Source organism: Acidithrix ferrooxidans (genome assembly GCF_000949295.1).
In the GTDB taxonomy this organism is placed as follows: Bacteria; Actinomycetota; Acidimicrobiia; order Acidimicrobiales; family Acidimicrobiaceae; genus Acidithrix; species Acidithrix ferrooxidans.
Genome location: NZ_JXYS01000145.1, coordinates 1 through 2693 on the forward strand (window position 1 = coordinate 1; position 2693 = coordinate 2693).

The window sequence follows — 2693 nt, forward strand, 5'->3', positions numbered from 1 at the left end:
TGCATAGAGACGGCCTCATCACTCTTCCTCCACCACGGAGCGAGAACACCAACGGCAGAGCTGTTCGCTACCAGAGTCCTAATGCCCAACTGCGCCTCCCCGACATGTCTCCGAGCACACTGTCTCAGATCGGAGATCTCCGCATACACCTGGTTCAGACCAAGAAAGCCTCTGCGATCTGGAACCAAACCATCGCGAGCTACCACTACCTCGGATACGTGCCTCTCGCTGGTGCACAACTGCGATATCTGGTAGAAGCCGACTGTGGCTTTGTGTCTGCACTCTCCTTTGGTGCGTCGGCCTGGAAGTGCGCTCCTCGTGACACCCATATCGGCTGGGACGACAAGACTCGTCGTTCCCGGCTGCACCTCGTGGTGGGCAACGCGCGCTTTCTCATCCTGCCTTATATCCAGGTTCCCAACCTCGCCTCCAAGATCCTCGCCAAAGTTACCCGACGCCTGCGTGATGACTGGCAGGTCGCCTATGGCTATGCCCCGGTGCTCGTCGAGACCTTTGTCGAGACTGGTCGCTTTGCTGGTACCAGCTACCGAGCAGCCAATTGGATCCAAGTCGGCAAGACCCAAGGTCGCGGCAAGCTAGACCGCACCCATGCCAAAGCACTACCGGTGAAGGACGTCTATCTTTACCCGCTGCACCGAGCTTACAAAACCATTCTCAGCACTCAGACCAGCATGTGAGATCGCCCCGTCAACGTTACGAATCAAACCCTCTTCGGACGGGATCTCCGAATGTGTACAGTTTAAGCATTCAGTTATGGGGGAAATTACTTTATGTCAAACGATCGTCAAGGTATACTTGGTAGTGAAATATTTGGAAATGGTGTAAGTCGACGTAACTTTCTTCGTGGTTTAGGTGGAGTTGCAGCCTTCGCCGCCGGCGGTTCCATTCTTGAGGCGTGTGGTACTACTACTGCTTCAGGCACTACTACAACTACAGCTCTAGCCTCTAAGCCTCGCCGTGGAGGCACCTTGCGTGTTGGCGCGACTGGCGGTGGCTCCGCAGATTCATTAGATGCACAGAACGGATATACAACTATTGATGGAGCTAGAATCGGTCAGCTCTATCGAGCGCTGGTTTCCTACAATGCCAAGGGCGAGCTTGTTTATGAACTGGCTGAATCCATTACTCCTGATGCTACAGCGACTAATTGGACGGTTCGTCTAAGGCCAGGAATAACTTTTCACGATGGAAAGCCACTTACAGCCGACGACGTCATCTTCTCTATTCAACGCATTATGAACCCTAAGAGCCCGCTTCCGGGGGCTGCGTCGCTTGGACCGATCGATTTAGCAAACCTTAAAAAGGTAGATAATTTAACTGTCAAGATCCCCTACACTCAGCCATACGCAACTCTGCTTGATCAGATGTCCTACTATTACTTTCAATACATTGTTCCAGTAGGTTATGATCCGACTAAGCCAAATGGTACCGGACCTTACAAGTACAAGAGTTTTACTCCTGGACAACAAAGTACTTTTGTGCGCAATCCGAATTACTGGAAGGCTGGCCTTCCCTACTTGGATGAAGTAATAATTACAGACTTCGCCGACGAAGCCTCGATGTTGAATGCGCTTCAGGCTGGTGAACTCGATGCAATCGGCGGAATAGGTGCGCAGAGCTATAACAGCCTAAAGTCGAATACTGGAGTGTCTACTCTTTCGAGTAAATCCGGAGCCTTCCAGCCTTTTACAATGCGTGTCGATCAGAAGCCATTTTCGGACGTGCGTGTTCGTCAGGCGTTCCGTCTAGCAGTTAACCGGGTCTTCGGATTTAACGGTGGAAAGTAAGCATCTAAATCAGATAAAGCCTCTGGCTTTGGGCTATAGAGATAGGGGTTGGTACGTCTAATGGCTCCTTGGACGACGATCAATTATCGACTAGAAATCTCTAAAACTCATAAGGTGGATGTTTGGGTTCGCCATTGGCGAACCCAAACATCCACGAGAACATCTATCCCATTTGATGAATCTACAACTATCTGAGAATTGGCATATCACCACGTTTAGTGTGAATTAGGTTGTCGGAGACTGCTCGAATACAAGAGCAAGCTTGATCCATGACTCATCTTGAACTAAGGCCTATCTTGAATTAAAGCCCCAGGTGCGACGATAAAGTGCCACGGATAAGATCGCAATAGCCCCTGGGTCCTGATATGAGAGGTTGTTGGCCCTCAGCGGGACCTGTGCGTCGCCAAGATTGACTAACTCTGTGGAAAATTGCCAGGAGAACAATGTTGGAATGGGCAGAACGCTTTGCGTTCTGCCCATTCCAATGACCTTCGACTTCCAATAGGCTTCGGCTATGACCATCTCTAGCTGATAGCTATCAGCTAGAGATGGTCATCTTGATAGGGCTACGATTTTCTATCTGCCACGCTGGAGATTAACGAAATGTCGGTGTTACGGTTGCTAGAAGGTCCCAATTGACCTTGCCACCGCTAAGGAGTGTTCGAATGCGGAAGTTGTAGAAGTTAGTCATGCCAAAGGCGACACGCTTTGTCACCTTGACCAAGTTGTTCATAGCTTCAGTAGGTCCATTGGTGACATGACAAGAGTGNCAGGCTAGGATCTCCTCTTTCCAAGATGTAAGAGTTCTCCCAAGGAGCTGCACCTCCTTGGGATTGTCAGCTCCTGTAAGTTCTAGAAATAGGCTGTCTGCATATCTACGTGCAA

At 50.1% G+C, this 2693-nt stretch carries 4 protein-coding genes; 2 read left to right on the forward strand and 2 right to left on the reverse strand.

Translation table 11 applies throughout. From position 1 onward, the window contains the following. Both AXFE_RS17560 and AXFE_RS17565 read left to right on the forward strand, forming a co-directional pair. A partial coding sequence (locus AXFE_RS17560; RefSeq protein WP_052607196.1) for a Druantia anti-phage system protein DruA occupies positions 1 to 698 on the forward strand: 698 nt, incomplete at its 5' end. Positions 699 to 791: 93 nt separating this feature from the next. Then, positions 792 to 1808: an ABC transporter substrate-binding protein gene (locus AXFE_RS17565; protein WP_052607197.1), complete on the forward strand. Its 1017-nt coding sequence runs from the start codon at positions 792 to 794 to the stop codon at positions 1806 to 1808. Between the two features lie 291 nt (positions 1809 to 2099). Here the strand turns inward: AXFE_RS17565 and AXFE_RS17570 are convergent, their stop codons facing one another. Continuing rightward, a complete protein-coding gene (locus AXFE_RS17570; protein ID WP_152625967.1) occupies positions 2100 to 2288 on the reverse strand; it encodes a hypothetical protein in 189 nt (62 codons plus the stop codon). 115 nt (positions 2289 to 2403) lie between these two features. Next, positions 2404 to 2631: a transposase gene (locus tag AXFE_RS17575; RefSeq protein WP_052607198.1), complete on the reverse strand. Its 228-nt coding sequence runs from the start codon at positions 2629 to 2631 to the stop codon at positions 2404 to 2406. Between the last annotated feature and the right edge of the window lie 62 nt (positions 2632 to 2693).